The following is a 16,527-nucleotide window of genomic DNA, read 5'->3' on the forward strand; positions in this document are numbered from 1 at the left end:
AACAGTGCATATGTGTGACAGACCGCTCCAGACCGGCCAACCGGCCAACCGACGGCTGTGGCGCGCGCTGGCGGCCGGCCGAGCGGTAGCGAGGGTGGCCGCTAATGCTGCGCGAGGGATGAGTGAGCGAACGAAGTGAGTGAACGAATCGGCTGGGGAGGGCGTGGCGATTCCCTGTTGCCACGGTAGCAGGGCATATCTTCTCACTGACATCCACCGGAAATCACTGCTCCATTCCCCCAGTCGCGTCTCGGAGGATCATCGAACGGCAGGTGAAATCGGGCCACAGAAACAGGTTGGCGATACCACACTTGCTCTGCGAAACGTTCGAATAAATCGAGGGCCGGACTCGAGAGCCGTTAGTCCGACGCTTCCGCGGCCGCCAGCGGCTCGATCGCGATCTCGATCGTCACGCCCTCGACCTCCCACTCCTTGCGGTGGCCGTCCTCGACCGGGCGGCGCTCGTCGGCGCGAACCTCCTCGCTGATCAGGTCCTCGTAGTCCGCGACGAGGTCAGCGATGCGGTCGTCGTCGATCGCGAACTCGAGCGCGATCCGCTCTTCGACGTCGAGCTCGAGATCCTTGCGCATCTCCTGGACGCGGCGGATGACCTCGCGAGCGTAGCCCTCGCTCTCGATGTCGTCGGTCAGCGAGGCGTCGACGTAGGCCACGCCGCGGTCGTCGCCGTCGGTGCTAAACGCGGTGCCGGCGACGCTGTCGGGCGTCTGCGTCACGAAGGAGACCATCTCGTCGGTGATCTCCTCGCCGTCCTCGAGGGCGTCCGAGACGGCCTCCTCGATCGCCTCGAGGCTCGGCTCGTCGATGCGAGCCTCGTTGAGCGCGTTCATGACCTGTCCGGCGCGGTCGCCGAAGGCCGGCCCGAGTTCGCTCATGTCGGCCTCGGCGCTGTACTGGAGTTCGCCCCAGCGCTCGTCGGGCGAGACGAGTTCGATCTCGCGGGCGTTGAGCCGGTCCTCGAGCAGTTCGGTGTGGCGCGAAACGGCGTCGACGACCCGCTGATCGTCGGCGGCGACGACGACGCGCGGAACGGGCCAGCGGAGCTTGCGGCCGGCCTGCTGGCGGGCGTTCGCGCCGGCCTCCTCGATCGCGCGGAGGAGGGCGACGTCGACCTCGAGCTGTTCGTCCTCCCAGAACTCGTCGACGGCGGGCCAGTCCTCCATGTGGACGGTGTCGAACCCGTCGTCACCGGTGAGCGTGCCGTAAATCTCCTCGCTGATGAACGGCGCGTAGGGCGCGAGCAGGGCGACGCTCTCTCGGAGGACCCGATAGATCGTCGCGTAGGCGGCCGTCTTCGAGCCGCTGTCCTCCTCGGCCCACATGCGCTCGCGGACCGCCTGCACGTAGAACCGCGAGACGTCCTCCACGATGAACTCGATGAGCGCGTCGATCGCCTTGTCCTGCCGGAAGTCCTCGAAGTGCTCGGTCATCTCGGCCTTCGTGGACTGCAGTCGGGCGAGGATCCACTCGTCGATGAGTTCGAGGTCGTCGTCCACGTCCTCGAGCGTCGTCTCCTGTGGATCGAACTCGTCCAATCGCATGTACGGCAGCGGGAACCGGAAGACGTTCCACAGCGTCCGGAGGTGGTTCTCCATCGTCTGCATTCCGTCCCAGTCGAAGCGCATGTCCTCGCCCTGCGGGTTGTTCGAGAGGAGGAACATGCGCATGACGTCCCGGCCGTGGCGGTCGATCGCCTCGTGGGGGTCGATCAGGATGTCCTTGGACTTGCTCATCGCGCGGCCGTCGGGCATGAGCGCGTGGCCGTGCATCAGGACCTCCTGATACGGGCTCTCGCCGAGCGCGGCGGTGCCCATCCCGAGCTGGGACCAGAACCAGCCCCGCGTCTGGTCGTGGGCCTCGAGGATGAAGTCGGCGGGCCAGAGCTCGTCGAACCGGCTGTCGTCCGCAGGGTAGTCGAGGGTGCCCCACGACGCGACCGAGGAGTCGAGCCAGACGTCGAAGACATCGGGGACGCGCGTATAGGTGGTCCCGTCTTCGGTGATTGTTAAGTCGTCTACTGTATCTTTGTGGAGGTCGACCGCGTCGGGATCGACGTCCTGATCGACGCGCTCGGCGAGTTCCTCACGGTCGCTGACGACGATCCGATCCTGATCGTCGTCCCGGTCGTCCGCGGTCCAGATCGGGAGCGGGATGCCCCAGTAGCGCTGGCGGGAGACGTTCCAGTCGGGCGCCTCCTCGACGAAGTCCCGGAAGCGGTTGTCGCGGGCCCACTCGGGGTGCCACTGGCTGTCCTCGATGTTCTCGAGGAGTTCGTCCTTGACGTCGGTGATCGTGATGAACCACTGGTCGGTGACGATCTGGAGGATACCGGTATCACAGCGCCAACAGTGGCCGTAACTGTGATTGACGGTACCGGACGCGAGGAGCGCGCCGTTCTCGTCCAAATCGGCCATGATTTCGTCGTCAGCGTCCTTGACGAACTGACCCTCGTACTTGCCGGCCTCCTCGGTGTAAACGCCGTCGCCGCCGACGGGACAGAAGATCGGGAAGCCGAGTTCGCGGCCGCGCTCGAAGTCCACCTCACCGTGGCCGGGCGCGGAGTGGACGAGCCCGGTGCCGTCGCCGTCGGTATCGACGTAGTCGGCGGCGTAGACCTCGAACGCCCCCTCGGCGTCGACGTGGTCGGGCACCTCCTCAGCGAGCGGGTGCTCGTAGGACCAGCCGAGCAGGTCCTCGCCGGACAGTTCCTCGACGACCTCGTAGTCGTCGTAGCGGCCTTCCCGGAGGACCTCCTCGTGTTTCGCGTCGGCGACGTACAGTAGTTCCTCCTCGCCGTCCTTCTCGGCCCGAACGCCGACGTAGTCGCCCTCTTCGTCGACGGCGACGAAGGTGTTCGCCGGGACCGTCCACGGCGTGGTCGTCCAGATGACGAGTTTGCCCTCGCTGCTCACGGGTCCTTCGTCCCCGTTCGCTCCGTCCGAGGCCTCCTCGCCGTCGGTCTCGCGCTCCTCGAGGTCGAATTTGACGTAAATGGAGGGGTCCTCGACGTCCTCGTACTCGACCTCGTTGTTCGCGATCGCGGTCTCACAGCGCGGACACTGCGAAATGGAGCGGTGGCCCTTCTCGACTAAGCCGCGGTCGGCGGCCTTCGAGAAGCCCCACCAGGCGGCCTCCATGTACTCCGGTTCGACCGTCCGGTAGGGGTCGTCCCAGTCCATCCAGACGCCGAAGTCCTGAAAGTCCTGCTGGAGCCCCTCGAGTTGCTCGTTGGCGTAGTCCTTACACTCCTGAATGAAGTTCTCCTCGCCGAACTCCTCGATGTCCTGCTTGTTCTCGAAGCCCAGTCGCTCCTCGACGCGGGTCTCGATGGGGAGCCCGTGCATGTCGTAGCCCGGCCGGTCGGTGACGTCGTACCCCTGCATCCGCAGGAAGCGGAGGTAGACGTCCTTCAGCGACTTGTTCCAGGTGGTTCCCATGTGCGCCGATCCCGACGTGTACGGCGGGCCGTCGACGAAGAAATAGGACTCGCCGTCCGATCGGTGCTCGACCGTCTGCTCGTAGGCGTCGACGTCGTCCCAGTACTCGAAGACCCGCTGCTCGAGTTCGTGTGGGTCGTACTGGTCGTCGACCTCGCCGAACCTGCTCATACCCGACCTAATCGCCTCCGACAGTAAAGAGGAATCGATATTGCAGGTGGCCCGCGCGGCCACCGACTCGAGAAACGGGAATCGACCGCGGCCACTCAGACGTACTGCGAGAGGACCTTCTGGTAGCCGATTCCGTACGCGCCGGCGTAGAGCATGACGCCGCCGAGGACGGCCAGCCACGCCGCGATCATCGCCTCTCCGGAGCCGAGGTGCTGGAGACTCGCCTGTTCGACGAGCACGCCGCCGACCGTCAACGCGCCGGCAACGACGGTATAGAGGACCAGTTGGAGTGATTCCGCGAGTAGTTCCGGACCGATCGATGTCATTAGCCCGTTCGTACCCGCCCGGTCAAGGTAAACCTGTCCCCTCGAGTGCGACTCGATGCCACGGGTGCGACCGTGCCGAACCGACTGGCATAACCCGTCGCGGACGTATCCTCGAACGTGCCAGCGTCCGACTCCGACACCGACGCCGACCCCGATTCGGCGGGCACCGACGATCCCGCCTATCCGAGCACCCGCAACGTCCTCGAGCCCGAGTGCGCCCGCTGCCCGGCCCTCGCCGACTCCCGCGAGTGTATCTCGTGGGGGACCGGCGACCTCGACGCGGACATCGTGGTCGTCGGCGAAGCGCCCGGTCGCGGCAACCCTGACGCCGACCCCTGGCGGGGCGGCAACTGGACCGGCAAGGCCTACACCTCGCGCCACTCCGGCCGGCGCATCCGCCGGATGGTCGACGATATCGGCTACGGTGACGACGCCTACTACACGAATGCGGTGAAGTGTTTTCCTGCGAGCGTGGAGCCACGCTCCTCGGAGTCGGCGAGCGGTGAAACCGCGAGCCAGGATCCGTCAAGCAATCGCGAACCCACTCCCGAGGAGCGCGCGAACTGCCGGACCCACCTGCTGACCGAACTCGAGACGATCGATCCGACGGTCGTCCTCGCGACGGGCAAGCACGCGACGAAGACCGTCCTGGCCGCGGAGGACCGAGAGCTCGACGGGTTCGTCGACAGCGTGCTCGAACCGGTGCGGTGTGAACGGCTCGACGTGTGGCTCGTGCCGATTCTGCATCCGTCGTATCAGGACGTCTGGATCGGCCGGCTGGGCTACGAGCCCGAGGAGTACCTCACGGCGATCGGCGAGACGCTCGACGAACTGTGCGTCGGCGACTCATAGGGACTCGACCGGACGGATCAAGGGACCCTCGAGTCGGACGGACTTTCGCCCGCAGATACCGTACTTTACGTCTCGAGCGCAAACGTTCGGTATGCCGACGTATCAGCGGACGTCAGTGATCGATGCCGACCTCGAGACGGTCTGGGACTTTTACGACGGCGTCGAGGAACTGGAAGTCCTGACGCCCGACTGGATGGGACTACAGGTGCCTCGCGTGGTCGGCCCCGACGGCCGACTGGATCCGGACGGCTACGAGGTCGGAACCGAGATCCACCTCCGATCGCCGCTGCTCGAGCTGCTTCCGGCCGGCGAGTGGGTCGTCCGGATCACCGAACACGAGCCGGGCGAGGAGCGGGCGTCCTTCGTTGACGAACAGGTCGGTGGTCGAGGGCCCTTCGAGCGGTGGCGACACACGCACCGGTTCGCGGCGCTGGACGGGAAGACCGTACTCCACGACCGGGTGAGCTATCGGCTGCCGGGCGTCGGCGACCTTCCGCTGGCGACGCCGTCGCTCGCGGCCACACTGTGGTATCGCCACCGTCGAACCCGGACGCTGCTGGCCGAGTGAGCCCGGTGTCGCGCGGCCGCCGGGGCGATCGGTCGGGTAACCTTCATACGACGAGCCGACGCATACTCGCGTATGAGTACGATCTTCAGCCAGATCGTCGAGGGGGAGATCCCCGCGCGAATCGTGTACGAAGACGAGACGACGGTCGCGTTCCTCGACGCCAATCCGCTGGCTCCGGGCCACACATTAGTCATCCCGAAAGACGAGTACGAGCGGCTGAACGACGTTCCCGAGGACGTCGCCGCGGACCTCTACGACACGATCCACCGCATGGTCCCCGCCGTCGAGGAGAGCGTCGACGCCGACGCGACCACCGTCGCGTTCAACAACGGCGAAGCGGCGGGCCAGGAGGTCCCCCACGTCCACTGCCACATCGTCCCGCGCTTCGAGGGCGACGGCGGCGGCCCCATCCACGCCGTCGCGGGCGATCGGCCCGACCTCGCGGACGACGAACTCGACGACATCGCCGCCGACATCGAGTCTCGAGTCTGACTCCACCACCGAAGCGGCGCGCTCCTCGCCGTCCCTCGAGCGGTCCGAACGCGGCCCCTCGAGCGACCCGCCAGTGGCGAACATATTCGCACTGTCATCCTTGCGTCGTCGCCGCCAGTACGCGGACGAATGAGCGATCGCGAAGAGACCCTGCGGGATCTCGCGGACCGGCTCCGCGAGTACGACGCCGTCGCCGACGCGTTCGTCGCGAAGAGTTTCACCGACCACCACCTGATGGTCGACTTGGAGCGGCGGGAGTCGGTGCCGACGGAGATCCGCGACCTGCTCGCGGCCCACGACCTCCGCGGGTCGAACGCGGAGTACGACACCGAGACGGACGACCCCTCGTTCGCGGGCGATCTCGGCGACGGGACCCGCCACCAGTTCGTCGATACGCAGACCCGCGGCGACCACCAGTCCTACGTCGTGGACTGACAGTGCGATCGGGCCTGTCGCGAAGGACGCTCCGACGCGTCGCGTCGCGCTGCCGTGACGTTTTTGTCGTCCGCGCGCGAGCCCCGCGTATGACCTTCGCCAGCATCGTCGCCCGGCTTCGCGACTACCCCGTCGCCGCGGTCCTCGAGCTCGGCAGCGTCCTCGTCTGCTGTCTGCTGTTCGCCGGCACCTTCGTCCTCCTCTCGAGCGGCGCGCCGACCGGCAGGGGCGACCCGTGGTTGGCGCTGATCGGCGTTGGCGTCGCCTTCGTGCTCTTCTGGACGGCGCTCGTCCCGCTGTACGAGCGGACGCTGTAGGGGTCTCGAAAGGAGGGGTGCGACGTCGACTTCGGGCTCCGGAGGGCGTCCTGCGCTCGAGTCCGCTGGTCTGGGACACGGGATTAGGAATGGAACGATCTGATTTATAATGTGATCTTATTTGTGGTAAGAGTATAATAGCAAAGAACGACCTTCGTCTGCTGGCAACAGGGAATCGCCACGCCCTCCCCAGCTGATTTCTACTCACGGGCACTTCGTGCCCGTTCGTATGGTTCGCGGAACCGTCGGTTCCGCGCTAACGCTCACTCACTTCGTTCGCTCACTCATCCACCGGAAGACGCTTCGCGTCTTCCACGCCTTCGTTCACTCCGTTCACGAAGACCTCGCACGGCTTTGCCGGCCGCCCTCGTAGTCACTCGGACGGCCGCCAGCGCGCGCCACCGCATGCCGACCGATTGATTCGGAGTAGTAGAAGCATCTTCACTACCAGTGTCGGAGGCCTGTCAGAACACCGTTCCGAGCAACAGATCGCCGTACACCAGCGCGATCAGGAGTCCGGCGAAGATCGGCACGAGAAACGGCGTGCCCGGCGAGATCCAGACCGTCTCTTCGGTCGCGAGCACCTCGAGCCCGTCGCGAAGCGCCTCGGGCGTCGTGCCGTAGGCCGAGCCGTCGATGTCGTCCAGGAACGCCTCAGCGCCCCAGGGATCGTCGTTCGCCGCGGCGGTTTCGGAACCCCACTCGAGTCCCGCGTCGGTGTCCGACTCGAGCGCGCCGCCGTCCCCGCGAACGGTCGCGTCCGCGGTCACCGCGCCGTCGGTCGGCGGGTTCGGCGCGGCGGGCAGCGTCGCCGGATCCCGATACCGGTCGGGTCGCTCGCGTAACTCGGTCAGCGAGAGCCCCCGCCAGCGGAGGTACATCCGTAGCGCGTCGAGGTCGAGTCCGCCCCGCGAGAGGCCCGCCGGCGTCTCGAGCAGGCGACCGTGGGTCTCCGGAATCCGATCCCAAGAAACGGGCCAGCCGACGAACATGACCGGCGCGATCCGGCCCGCGGCGGCGTTTCGAACGGCGAGGACGAGCGGGAGCACGACGCCCACGAGGACGGCGTTCGTCAGGATCGTAAACGAGAACGCGCCGATCGTCGTCGGCGACTCGAGCGGGAGCGTCCACGAGCCGAGCGCGTACTCGGGAAACGTCGGGAAGAGCACGGCGAGGACGAGCAGCGCTTTCGCGTCGGCCCCGCCGAAGCCGCCGAACCACCAGAAGAGGTAGGCGATGGGGACGACCAGTCCCAGACTGATCGCCGTCGGAATCAGGAACTCGTAGGTCCAGGCGGTTCCGCCGGCGCTCCGGGCGAGCCAGCCGTCCCAGATCAGCAGCGCGGTCCCCAGCAGGGCGAGGGGGATCCAGACGGTGCTCGAGACCCGCCTGGTCTCGATGTCGCGGTAGGCGGTCCAGGCGAAGACGGGGACGGCGACGAGTCGGAGGAGGTCCGGACCCGTCGCGACGGCACCAGCGAGCGTCACGACCGTTCCTCCGAAGCCCGGTCTCCTTACGTTTTCGGCCTCCCGGTGGAGCGACGGTCGTGAGCCGACCGCCCGCTCGGACTCGAGGAGGGTAGCGTTCGTCCGTCGGAATAGAAGTGTCTCACGGAGATCCCGTCGGAAAGTGACCGCAGAAGGGACGACGCACGCTATCGATCGAATCCCGTCGGGGAATCTCCCGTTCCGCGGAAAATCGTCAGAACAAACGGTATATCCGTCGGTACTGATAAAGCGATGGCCATGAGAGAGGGCGCGGCGTTTTCGACCCTGTACGTCGGCGTTCTGCTCGCGGTTCCGGGACTGCTGGCCTGGGTGACCGGACAGGCGTTTATTTTCCCGAGTCTGGGACCGACCGCCTTCCTGTTAGCGACGGTTCGAGAGGGGGAGGTGACCGCACCGCGACGAGTGATCGGTGGCCACGCCATCGGCGTCGCGGCGGGGCTGGTGGCCTATCACGCCATCGCACCCGATATCGGCGTGAGCGTGACCACGACCGCGCCGGTACTCGCGACCGCACAGCTCCGATTCGTCGCCAGCGGCGTGGTCGCCGTCGTCCTCACGTCGGGCGGGATGCTCGCGACCGAAACGGTCCACCCGCCCGCCTGCGCGACGACGCTGATCGTCTCCCTCGGACTCCTCTCGTCGCTCGTAGACGGCGCGCTCATCGTGTTCGCCGTCGTCGTCCTCATCGCCGCGCACAAACTCGTCCTGTACGGCCCGTCGTTCGATGACTACGTTCCGCGCGGACAGTGACCGGATCGGGTCGCGTCGAAATTGGGGCGTGCCGACCGAGTCACGGTGACGCGCTAAGGCGCATCGCTGAACTCGTCGAATAGCGCGACGACTCGGTCCTCGATCTCGTCGCGGATCTCGCGGACCGCCTCGAGATCGCGACCGTCCGGATCCTCGAGCGCCCAATCGCGAATCTCGACGTCGTCCCCCGCGTCGCCGACGTCGAGCGTCGAACAGCCCATCGTCGCGACGGTGTCGCACGAGCGGAGTTCGTCGAGCGAGATCTCTCGCGGCGTGCGGTCGGAGAGATCGACGCCGACTTCGTTCATTACCTCGAGCACTTCCTCGTGGACTGCGTCGGCCGGATCCGTGCCACCGGTCAGGATTTCGACGCGGTCCGCGAGGCCGCGGCGGTCGCGCTCGCGTTCGGCGAAGGCGGTGGACATCTGGGAACGCCCGGCGTTCTGAACGCACACGAAGGCGATACGAATCGGGTCGTCGGAATCGGTGGTGTGAGACATGGGTCTGTGGTTCCGTGATGGTCAGTCGTCAGTCGGCGGTTCGGTCGAAGTCGCGTCGAGGCTGCCCGTCCGGAAGCCGTCCCAGTCGAATCTCCGCTGGAAGTAGAGCGCGACGTGGACCAGCGCGAGCAGGACGGGCACCTCGATGAGCGGGCCGACGACGGTCGCGAAGGCGACGCTCGAGCCGACGCCGAACACCGCGACGGCGACGGCGATGGCCAGTTCGAAGTTGTTCGAGGCCGCGGTGAAGCCGATCGCGGTCGTCGTCGAGTAGTCGGCACCGATGCCCCGCCCCATGCCGAAGCTCACGAGGAACATGACGACGAAGTAGATCGTCAGCGGGACGGCGATCAGGAGGACGTCGCCCGGCGCGGCGATGATGTTCTCACCCTGCGTGGCGAACATCACGACGATCGTAAACAGCAGGGCGACCAGCGTCAGGGGATCGATTTTCGGGACGAACTCCTCGTCGTACCACTCCTCGCCATTGGTTCGGGTGCCGACGTAGCGGGTGAGAATCCCGCCCGCGAAGGGGATACCGAGAAAGACCGCGATGGCGAAGAACACCTGCTCGGGCGAGACGTTGAACGTCGTAATTTCGCCAGCGAGCGTTTCCATCCCCAGGAGCGGCGGGAGGACGAGCCCGAAGAACCAGACGTACACGCCGTAGGTGACGATCTGAAAGAGGCTGTTGAACGCAACCAACCCGGTCACGTACTCGGTCGAACCCTCCGCGAGTTCGTTCCAGACGAGCACCATCGCGATACACCGGGCCATCCCGATGAAGACGAGTCCGAGGAAGTACTCGGGACGGGCCGGCAGGCCGGGCACGAGCCCGCTGAAGAAGAACACCGCCAGCCCGAACATCAGCGTCGGTCCGATGAGCCAGTTCTGGACGAGGCTCAGCCCGAGCACCCGCCAGTTGCGAAAGACGGTCGGCAGCCGCGAGTAGTCCGCCTTCGCCAGCGGCGGGTACATCATCGCCACGAGTCCGATCTCCACGAAGTGGAGGTCGCGAATCGGGTCCGTCACCGACGGCGCGACGTAACCGAGCCCGACGCCGGCCGCCATCGCCGCGAAGATCCACACGGTGAGATACTTGTCCAGGAAGTCCATCGACCGCGGATCGCCACAGCCCTCACAGCCGCAGTTCGGCCCGTGGTCGCGGGTGGCGTTACTCATCGATCTCGTCCCCCGCGACGCTTCCCTCGAGGACGGTCACGAGGGCCACCGCCCGATTGGTCGCTCGATACTTCTTCCAGCGGCCGTCCTTCCGGCCGTCGACCAGGCCCGCATCGACGAGCCGCGAGAGCGCGTGACTGAGTCCGCTCTCCGTGACGTCGACGACCGCGTGGAGCTCGCAAACGCAGAGTTCCTCCCGAGCCGCGACGAGAGTCCGAACCAACCGATACCGCGTCTCGTTTCCCAGCGCCGAGAGCACGTCGAGTTCAGCCGACATCCGTTCCGCGCCGAGTGCCGCCTCGAGCGTCTCGAGCTCCCCGAGGCGCTGCTCGACGTCGTCGTCTCGACAGTCATCGAGTTCGTCCTCGAGATACCGTTGTAATCGATCCGTCGCTCGTGCCATCGCCAGTGAGTTGAGAGACTATTCAATTAATAGTTCCGATCAGATTCTATATAGCCCACAATAGAGCGTTAAAGGTGCCAGAGAGGAGAAATAGAAGTTCCCCACGAATCGTACTTGTCTACTCTCTCAAATAATGGGATCGGATGAGCGAGGGAGACGTCACGTTCGGTGAGCGGTACAGGGACTGACGTGACTACGCGAATCGATCACTACTCGTCGTCGAGCGGGCGCTCCGAACCAGTCCGGAACGTTCGGCGAGATTCATTCGAGAGTCGTTCGAACGCGGCGACCAGCGGCTGCTCAAGCGACGCGACTCGGCGGAAGGAGTGAAAATGCGACCCCGGAAACGGGGGGTTCGATAACTGCGCGTCGAAGCACCGTCTGCTGGTTTAAATGACGCGGTTCTGCAGGTAGTCGAGGTGCTTGGCGTTGTAGACGATCTTGACCTCGTCGGTCTCGGCCGATCCGATACAGGTCAGGCGGACGTTCTTCTCTTCGACCTCCTCGTCGGAGAGGATCTGCTGCATGTCCATATCGATCTCGCCCTCGAAGACGATCGCGGCACAGTTCGCACAGGCACCGGCGCGGCACGAGAAGGGCCAGTCGTAGCCCTGGGCCTCGGCGGCCTCGAGGATGTACTCGCCCTCGGCGACGTCGAGCGTGCCGTAGTCCTCATCGTCGAGGCCGGCGTCGGCGGCCTGCTCGAAGAGGTCGTCATCGTCCATGTCCCAGCCCTGGTCGTCCAGTACTTCGTAGTTGAGGTATTCTACCGTGGGCATCACTCAGCGATTCGAGTCCCGCACTGGTATAGCTTGCTGTTCAGTCCTAAATTGTCTTTGAGTCAGAATTGACCAATTCGGAGGAAAGAATACCCCTGTTCGTTACAAGATCGGTTCTCGAACGGAAGAGAAAAAAGAAATGTCCGAACGTATTCGCAGGACGGGTTCGTTTGTTGCCGGATCCGAAACCGGGTACGGCCGCCGTTGATGTACCGCTGATCCGAGAGATCGATTCCGACGGACCGCTACAGCGGCACGACGAGAAAGAACCCGTACGCCAGCCCGGCCGAGGCGGAGGGGCCGATGATCCAGAACGCGACGAAGCGCGCGACCGCGTCCGGTCTGACCAGATCGTCCGCCCCGAGGACGTCCTCGACCTCCTCCTCGCCGATCTTGGGAACCCGTTCGGGCGTCTCCTGCGTAAGGACGTTCGTCGAGAGCTCGAGCGTGTCCTCACCGCGCGCGAGACCGGCGATGCTGGCGGTACGGCTGGCTCGGCCCCAGCCGAGCCCAACGATCGTCATCACGGTCGCCATCACCAGACTGATCGGGATACCGATCGCCGAGAGGAACGTCGTGATCGAGGCGGCGGTGATGGCAACGATCAGCGCGGCCAACAGCGGGAGTTCGGTGAGGTCGTTGCCGACGGCCTCCATCGTCCGGCGAGCGATCGTAAAGCCGCCGAGGCTGATCGCGACGGCCCCGATCGCGATGCCGAGATCGGTCCCGTCGTAGCCGCCGATATCGAGCGCGCCGCTGCCGACCAGCGGCGCGACCGCGTTTGCGACGTTACTCGCCCCAGCGCCGAAGGCCATGTAACACGCGATAATGACGATCAGGACCGTCGTCGTGAGTTCCTTGCTCGTCGTGCCCGGCCCCAGAGCCGGTTTCGGGAGGGTCCCGGGCCGCTCGAGCGTGATCAGTGGACCGCTGGACTGGCGAATCTCGAAGTATCGATCGAGGTACGGGTAGAAGTAGCGACCGACGATCCCGCCGATCCAGAACGCGAGGATCGGGGTGACGACCCACCAAGAGATGATCCGTCCCATGACGGCCATATCTAGCGATCCGGTCGCCAACCCCAGTCCGGCGATCGCGCCGACAGCGGTCATCGACGTGGGGACCGGGACGCCGAAGAGATTGGCGATCAGCATCCCCAGCCCGATGAAAAACAGAACGATGATGCTGGCCTGGAGCGTGAATATCTCCGCCGGAACGATGTCGCCGCCCATCGTCTCGATGACGTTCCGGCCGACGGTCCAGCCGCCGATGAAGACGAAGACTGACATGAGGGCCGCGGCCGCCGTCTTGCCGATGACGCCCGCACCGACGGCCGGTCCCCAGGCGATCCCCGTCGAGGAGCCGCCGATGTTGAACCCGACGAAGATCGCCACGAGAATACCGATCGCGAGAATCGCGGAAACCATACCCGTAGTCACTCTATCCGCGGGAAAAGACATTTCTGGAAGTCGACATGATAGTCATCGACTGCGATAGATACGGGTCGTCAGAACCCGAAGATCGGAAGGAACCGGAACGTGAGATAGGCACCGACCGTCGAGATCGCCGGCACGACGTTCTGCATGAGGATCACGCGGGCCGTCGTCGAGGGATCGAACAGGTCTGACGCTTTCGGGATGTCTTCGGGTTCCTCCTCGCCGATCTCGGGGGACTGCTCGCCCGCCTCCTCGGCGGTCAGCGCGCCGACCGAGACGCGGGTCTCCTCGCCGGCCCTGACGCCCGACAACGTCGTCGTCCGGGTCGCCCGTCCCCAGCCGAGACCGATAATGCTCATCGTCGCCACGACGACGAAGCTCGCGGGAATACCGATCGCCGACAGCGAGATCACGATCGTCGACGCGACGACGGCGACGACGATCGCCGCGGTCAGCGGGAGGTTCGTGATGTCGTTGCCGAGCGTGTCGAGCGTTCGGCGAGCGATGGTGAAACAGCCGACGGTGACCGCCGCCGAGCCGATGAGGATGAGCGGGATCATGTCGACGTCGCCGGTACCGTAGATCGGCGCGATGGCGTTGGCGATGTTGCTCGTCCCCGAGGAGAACGCCATCAGACAGCCGATGCCGACGACGGCGAACGCGCCGGTGATCTCCCGTCGCGTCGCGTTCTCCCCGAACTGGAACCGCGGAACGACGCCCGAGTAATCCATTTTGATCATCTGTCGGCCCTCCCGGTTCCCCTCGATCGCGACCCACGCGTTGATTCGCGGATAGAAGTATCGGCCGACGACGCCCGCAACCCAGAAGCCGATGATCGGCGCGACGATCCACCAGACGACGATCTCGCCCATCACCGCCCAGTTGAGTTCGTCGGTCGCGAGCCCGAGCGCGGCGATGGCACCGACCGCGGTCATCGATGTCGAAGCGGGGACGCCGGCGTAGTTACCGATGAACAGCGCGCCGCCGATGAAGAAGAGCACGGCGACGTTCGACCGCATGGTGAAGATACTGGTGTCCTGTACCAGTTCTCGGCCGAGCGTGTCGACGACCTGCGGGCCGATCGTGATCGCCCCGAGGAAGAAGAAGATCGACATCAGCGCCGCCGCCATCAGTTTCGTGATCACGTTGGCTCCGACGGCCGGCCCGAACGCGGGCCCCGTCGTCGAGCCACCGATATTGAATCCGACGAAGATAGCGACGATGATCCCTACGATAAGCAGTACTTCCGGCACGTTCAGAAGTCACGTGAGCCGACCCTAAAAAGGACGCTATTCGGGGTCGGCTCGGGACCCACCGCCCAAGGCGTCCGCTACCGCATCCCGACCGAGACGATGACACTCACGCGCTCGAGCCCCCGCCGATCCGCTTCAACTGCTCGGCACCGGTGAAGACGTACTTGCCGATCAGCAGGCTGCTCGTCATGCTCGTCAGCCCGCCCGCGACGAAGATCATCGCCATGATGACGAACTGATAGAGCGCGGCGTACAGCGGATTCTCGCCGCCGAGGATCATGCCGGCCGTGATCCCCGGGATCCAGACCCAGCCGAGGCTCTTCAGGGAGTCGATCGTCGGGATCAGCGACGCCCTGACGCCGGTCTTGACGTGTCGCGAGATGACCGCACTCGGGGGCGCGCCCAGCGCGAGACCGCTTCGATCTCCGTGCGGTTCTCTTCGATCTCGCCCTTGAATCGGTCGAGCGCGAGCGAGTTGGCCTTCATGGCGGTGGCGATGATCATGCTCCCGACGGGGACGAGATTGCGGACGGTCGTCTCGATCGCGCCCGCCAGCGCCATCGTCGAGATGACCAGTCCCGATCCGACGACGATCGCGACGAACGACACTCGAATCACTCCGGGAAGCCCCTCGCCGCGGTTCTTCGAGATCCAGGTCGCGCCGGTCATCATTCCCAGGAGGATGACGATGCTCCAGGCGAAGTCGGCGGTGAGCAAGAGACCGACGGTTGAGCCCATCGCGACGATCTGGACGCGCACGCCGACAGCGGCATGAAACGGCCCACATCGACCACACGTGTAATAACTCTGTTGAGAGAGGCAACAGTGTCGCGGCGATGGTCGTTCGGCGAAACCGTCGCCTTTACTCGCGCCGGCCGCGCGCACTCGAGTATGACCGACGACGCGAGCGGTGAGTTCGAGAGCTTCGAGGTGATTCCAGCGGTCGATATCCAGAACGGCGAGGTCGTCCAGCTCGTCCAGGGAGAGCGCGGCACGGAGAAGACCTACGGCGATCCGGTCGAGGCCGCCCGGAGATGGATCGACGCCGGTGCGGAAACGCTCCACCTCGTCGACCTCGACGGTGCGTTCGAGGGCGAACGAAAGAACGCGGACGCCATCGATGCCGTGATCGACGCCGTCGACGTACCGACGCAACTGGGCGGGGGCATTCGCACCGCCGAGGGCGCGATCGATCTCCTCGAGCGCGGCGTCGATCGGGTCATTCTCGGCACCGCGGCGGTCGAGAATCCAGACATTGTCGCCGAGATCAGCGATGACCATCCCGGCAGCGTCGTCGTCAGCCTCGACGCGAAGGACGGCGAGGTCGTCGTCGAGGGGTGGACCGAAGGCGCGGGAATCAGCCCCGTCGAGGCCGCTCGGCGGTACGAGGATCTCGGGGCCGCCGCGATCCTCTTCACCAACGTCGACGTCGAGGGGCGACTCGAGGGGGTCGCGACCGAACCGGTCCGCGAACTGGTCGAGGCAACGGACATCCCCGTGATCGCGAGCGGGGGTGTGGCGGCGCTCGAGGACGTGCGCGATCTCGAAGATGCCGGCGCAGCGGCCGTCGTCGTCGGGAGCGCGCTCTACGAGGGCAATTTCACGCTCGCGGAAGCGCAGACTGCGGTCGATGCGGGCGAGTAATCGCCCGTCTTCTGCCTGTCTCGGTCCGGCGAGTCGTGCGCTCGAGTGGCGATGGGTTGAAGGTGTCGAATATCGAATAGAAAACCGATGGCTGACCGCGACTACCACTGGTCCGATCACGTCCGGATGGCCGCTGTGTTTGCCCTTCTGCCGGCGATGGTATTCGTCGGCCCGCTCACCGCGATTCTCGGGCTCGCAGTCGTACTGTTCCTGCTTCCCGACGGCGACTCGAACGACGGTGCGCCATCCGGGACGGCGTAAGCGACTGAGAACAGGCTACTTTCGGTGGCCGGGAACACGGCTCTCGCGTTGCTCGAGCCGTGTGACCCTACGGAAGAGCAAGCTCTTCGAGCGGCGAGGGACCTCTGGTCCCTCGAGCAGTCGGCGCGAAGCGCCGACGACCTCGCGGAAGCTTCGCTTCCGCTCAACGGGGAAGGGCAGGCGGTTTCTCGATAG

Annotated in this window: 17 protein-coding genes and 1 pseudogene; 8 read left to right on the forward strand and 10 right to left on the reverse strand. The window is 65.5% G+C overall.

Annotated elements, in window-relative coordinates; translation table 11 throughout:
• Positions 1-359: 359 nt before the first annotated feature.
• A complete protein-coding gene (gene ileS / locus LDH66_RS16200; RefSeq protein ID WP_226482130.1) occupies positions 360-3,626 on the reverse strand; it encodes an isoleucine--tRNA ligase in 3,267 nt (1,088 codons plus the stop codon).
• A 95-nt stretch (positions 3,627-3,721) separates the two neighbouring features.
• A complete protein-coding gene (locus LDH66_RS16205) occupies positions 3,722-3,952 on the reverse strand; it encodes a DUF8151 family protein (RefSeq protein WP_226482131.1) in 231 nt (76 codons plus the stop codon).
• A gap of 117 nt (positions 3,953-4,069) precedes the next feature.
• On the opposite strand from LDH66_RS16205, the gene LDH66_RS16210 reads away from it, so the two are divergent.
• From LDH66_RS16210 to LDH66_RS16230, 5 genes are all read left to right on the forward strand, one after another.
• Entirely contained in the window at positions 4,070-4,804 is a 735-nt protein-coding gene (locus LDH66_RS16210) for a uracil-DNA glycosylase (protein ID WP_226482132.1), read from the forward strand.
• A gap of 91 nt (positions 4,805-4,895) precedes the next feature.
• Complete coding sequence (locus LDH66_RS16215) at positions 4,896-5,372, forward strand: SRPBCC family protein (RefSeq protein WP_226482133.1); 477 nt, start codon at positions 4,896-4,898, stop codon at positions 5,370-5,372.
• A 72-nt stretch (positions 5,373-5,444) separates the two neighbouring features.
• Positions 5,445-5,864 carry an HIT family protein gene (locus LDH66_RS16220; RefSeq protein ID WP_226482134.1) on the forward strand — a complete coding sequence of 140 codons (420 nt, stop codon included), beginning with the start codon at positions 5,445-5,447 and terminating at the stop codon, positions 5,862-5,864.
• Between the two features lie 129 nt (positions 5,865-5,993).
• Positions 5,994-6,299 (forward strand): hypothetical protein, encoded by a 306-nt coding sequence (locus tag LDH66_RS16225; protein WP_226482135.1) that lies wholly within the window; start codon positions 5,994-5,996, stop codon positions 6,297-6,299.
• Between the two features lie 89 nt (positions 6,300-6,388).
• Complete coding sequence (locus tag LDH66_RS16230) at positions 6,389-6,616, forward strand: hypothetical protein (protein ID WP_226482136.1); 228 nt, start codon at positions 6,389-6,391, stop codon at positions 6,614-6,616.
• Positions 6,617-7,080: 464 nt separating this feature from the next.
• Here the strand turns inward: LDH66_RS16230 and LDH66_RS16235 are convergent, their stop codons facing one another.
• Positions 7,081-8,103 carry an A24 family peptidase gene (locus tag LDH66_RS16235; protein ID WP_226482137.1) on the reverse strand — a complete coding sequence of 341 codons (1,023 nt, stop codon included), beginning with the start codon at positions 8,101-8,103 and terminating at the stop codon, positions 7,081-7,083.
• A gap of 258 nt (positions 8,104-8,361) precedes the next feature.
• On the opposite strand from LDH66_RS16235, the gene LDH66_RS16240 reads away from it, so the two are divergent.
• On the forward strand, positions 8,362-8,874 hold the full coding sequence (locus LDH66_RS16240) for an HPP family protein (RefSeq protein ID WP_226482138.1): 513 nt from the start codon (positions 8,362-8,364) through the stop codon (positions 8,872-8,874).
• A 53-nt stretch (positions 8,875-8,927) separates the two neighbouring features.
• Here the strand turns inward: LDH66_RS16240 and LDH66_RS16245 are convergent, their stop codons facing one another.
• From LDH66_RS16245 to LDH66_RS23395, 7 genes and pseudogenes are all read right to left on the reverse strand, one after another.
• Positions 8,928-9,374, reverse strand: coding sequence for a low molecular weight phosphatase family protein (locus LDH66_RS16245; protein ID WP_226482139.1), 447 nt, complete (start codon positions 9,372-9,374; stop codon positions 8,928-8,930).
• 21 nt (positions 9,375-9,395) lie between these two features.
• Positions 9,396-10,556, reverse strand: coding sequence for an ACR3 family arsenite efflux transporter (gene arsB / locus LDH66_RS16250; protein WP_226482140.1), 1,161 nt, complete (start codon positions 10,554-10,556; stop codon positions 9,396-9,398).
• On the reverse strand, positions 10,549-10,959 hold the full coding sequence (locus LDH66_RS16255) for an ArsR/SmtB family transcription factor (RefSeq protein WP_226482141.1): 411 nt from the start codon (positions 10,957-10,959) through the stop codon (positions 10,549-10,551). The genes arsB and LDH66_RS16255 overlap by 8 nt, the downstream gene beginning before the upstream one ends.
• A gap of 389 nt (positions 10,960-11,348) precedes the next feature.
• Positions 11,349-11,738, reverse strand: coding sequence for a ferredoxin Fer (gene fer / locus LDH66_RS16260; RefSeq protein WP_008893134.1), 390 nt, complete (start codon positions 11,736-11,738; stop codon positions 11,349-11,351).
• 245 nt (positions 11,739-11,983) lie between these two features.
• The gene (locus tag LDH66_RS16265; protein ID WP_226482142.1) at positions 11,984-13,165 is read right to left on the reverse strand and encodes an inorganic phosphate transporter; all 1,182 of its coding nucleotides are present in this window, start codon (positions 13,163-13,165) and stop codon (positions 11,984-11,986) included.
• Between the two features lie 80 nt (positions 13,166-13,245).
• Complete coding sequence (locus LDH66_RS16270; RefSeq protein WP_226482143.1) at positions 13,246-14,427, reverse strand: inorganic phosphate transporter; 1,182 nt, start codon at positions 14,425-14,427, stop codon at positions 13,246-13,248.
• A gap of 106 nt (positions 14,428-14,533) precedes the next feature.
• Positions 14,534-15,165, reverse strand: a pseudogene (locus tag LDH66_RS23395) (ABC transporter permease).
• Between the two features lie 153 nt (positions 15,166-15,318).
• On the opposite strand from LDH66_RS23395, the gene hisA reads away from it, so the two are divergent.
• Entirely contained in the window at positions 15,319-16,071 is a 753-nt protein-coding gene (gene hisA, locus LDH66_RS16280; protein ID WP_226482144.1) for a 1-(5-phosphoribosyl)-5-[(5-phosphoribosylamino)methylideneamino]imidazole-4-carboxamide isomerase, read from the forward strand.
• Positions 16,072-16,158: 87 nt separating this feature from the next.
• Positions 16,159-16,332 (forward strand): hypothetical protein, encoded by a 174-nt coding sequence (locus LDH66_RS16285; RefSeq protein ID WP_226482145.1) that lies wholly within the window; start codon positions 16,159-16,161, stop codon positions 16,330-16,332.
• The last annotated feature ends 195 nt before the right edge of the window (positions 16,333-16,527 follow it).

The organism is Natrinema amylolyticum, from assembly GCF_020515625.1.
Classification (GTDB): Archaea; Halobacteriota; Halobacteria; order Halobacteriales; family Natrialbaceae; genus Natrinema; species Natrinema amylolyticum.

Coding starts and splice junctions, on each gene's coding strand:
- LDH66_RS16230 (WP_226482136.1), top strand. CDS start 6,389: ATGACCTTCGCCAGCATCGTCGCCCGGCTTCGCGACTACCCCGTCGCC.
- LDH66_RS16240 (WP_226482138.1), top strand. CDS start 8,362: ATGAGAGAGGGCGCGGCGTTTTCGACCCTGTACGTCGGCGTTCTGCTC.
- ileS (WP_226482130.1), bottom strand. CDS start 3,626: ATGAGCAGGTTCGGCGAGGTCGACGACCAGTACGACCCACACGAACTC.
- LDH66_RS16265 (WP_226482142.1), bottom strand. CDS start 13,165: ATGGTTTCCGCGATTCTCGCGATCGGTATTCTCGTGGCGATCTTCGTC.
- LDH66_RS16215 (WP_226482133.1), top strand. CDS start 4,896: ATGCCGACGTATCAGCGGACGTCAGTGATCGATGCCGACCTCGAGACG.
- arsB (WP_226482140.1), bottom strand. CDS start 10,556: ATGAGTAACGCCACCCGCGACCACGGGCCGAACTGCGGCTGTGAGGGC.
- LDH66_RS16220 (WP_226482134.1), top strand. CDS start 5,445: ATGAGTACGATCTTCAGCCAGATCGTCGAGGGGGAGATCCCCGCGCGA.
- LDH66_RS16285 (WP_226482145.1), top strand. CDS start 16,159: ATGGCTGACCGCGACTACCACTGGTCCGATCACGTCCGGATGGCCGCT.
- hisA (WP_226482144.1), top strand. CDS start 15,319: ATGACCGACGACGCGAGCGGTGAGTTCGAGAGCTTCGAGGTGATTCCA.
- LDH66_RS16225 (WP_226482135.1), top strand. CDS start 5,994: ATGAGCGATCGCGAAGAGACCCTGCGGGATCTCGCGGACCGGCTCCGC.
- LDH66_RS16205 (WP_226482131.1), bottom strand. CDS start 3,952: ATGACATCGATCGGTCCGGAACTACTCGCGGAATCACTCCAACTGGTC.
- fer (WP_008893134.1), bottom strand. CDS start 11,738: ATGCCCACGGTAGAATACCTCAACTACGAAGTACTGGACGACCAGGGC.
- LDH66_RS16245 (WP_226482139.1), bottom strand. CDS start 9,374: ATGTCTCACACCACCGATTCCGACGACCCGATTCGTATCGCCTTCGTG.
- LDH66_RS16255 (WP_226482141.1), bottom strand. CDS start 10,959: ATGGCACGAGCGACGGATCGATTACAACGGTATCTCGAGGACGAACTC.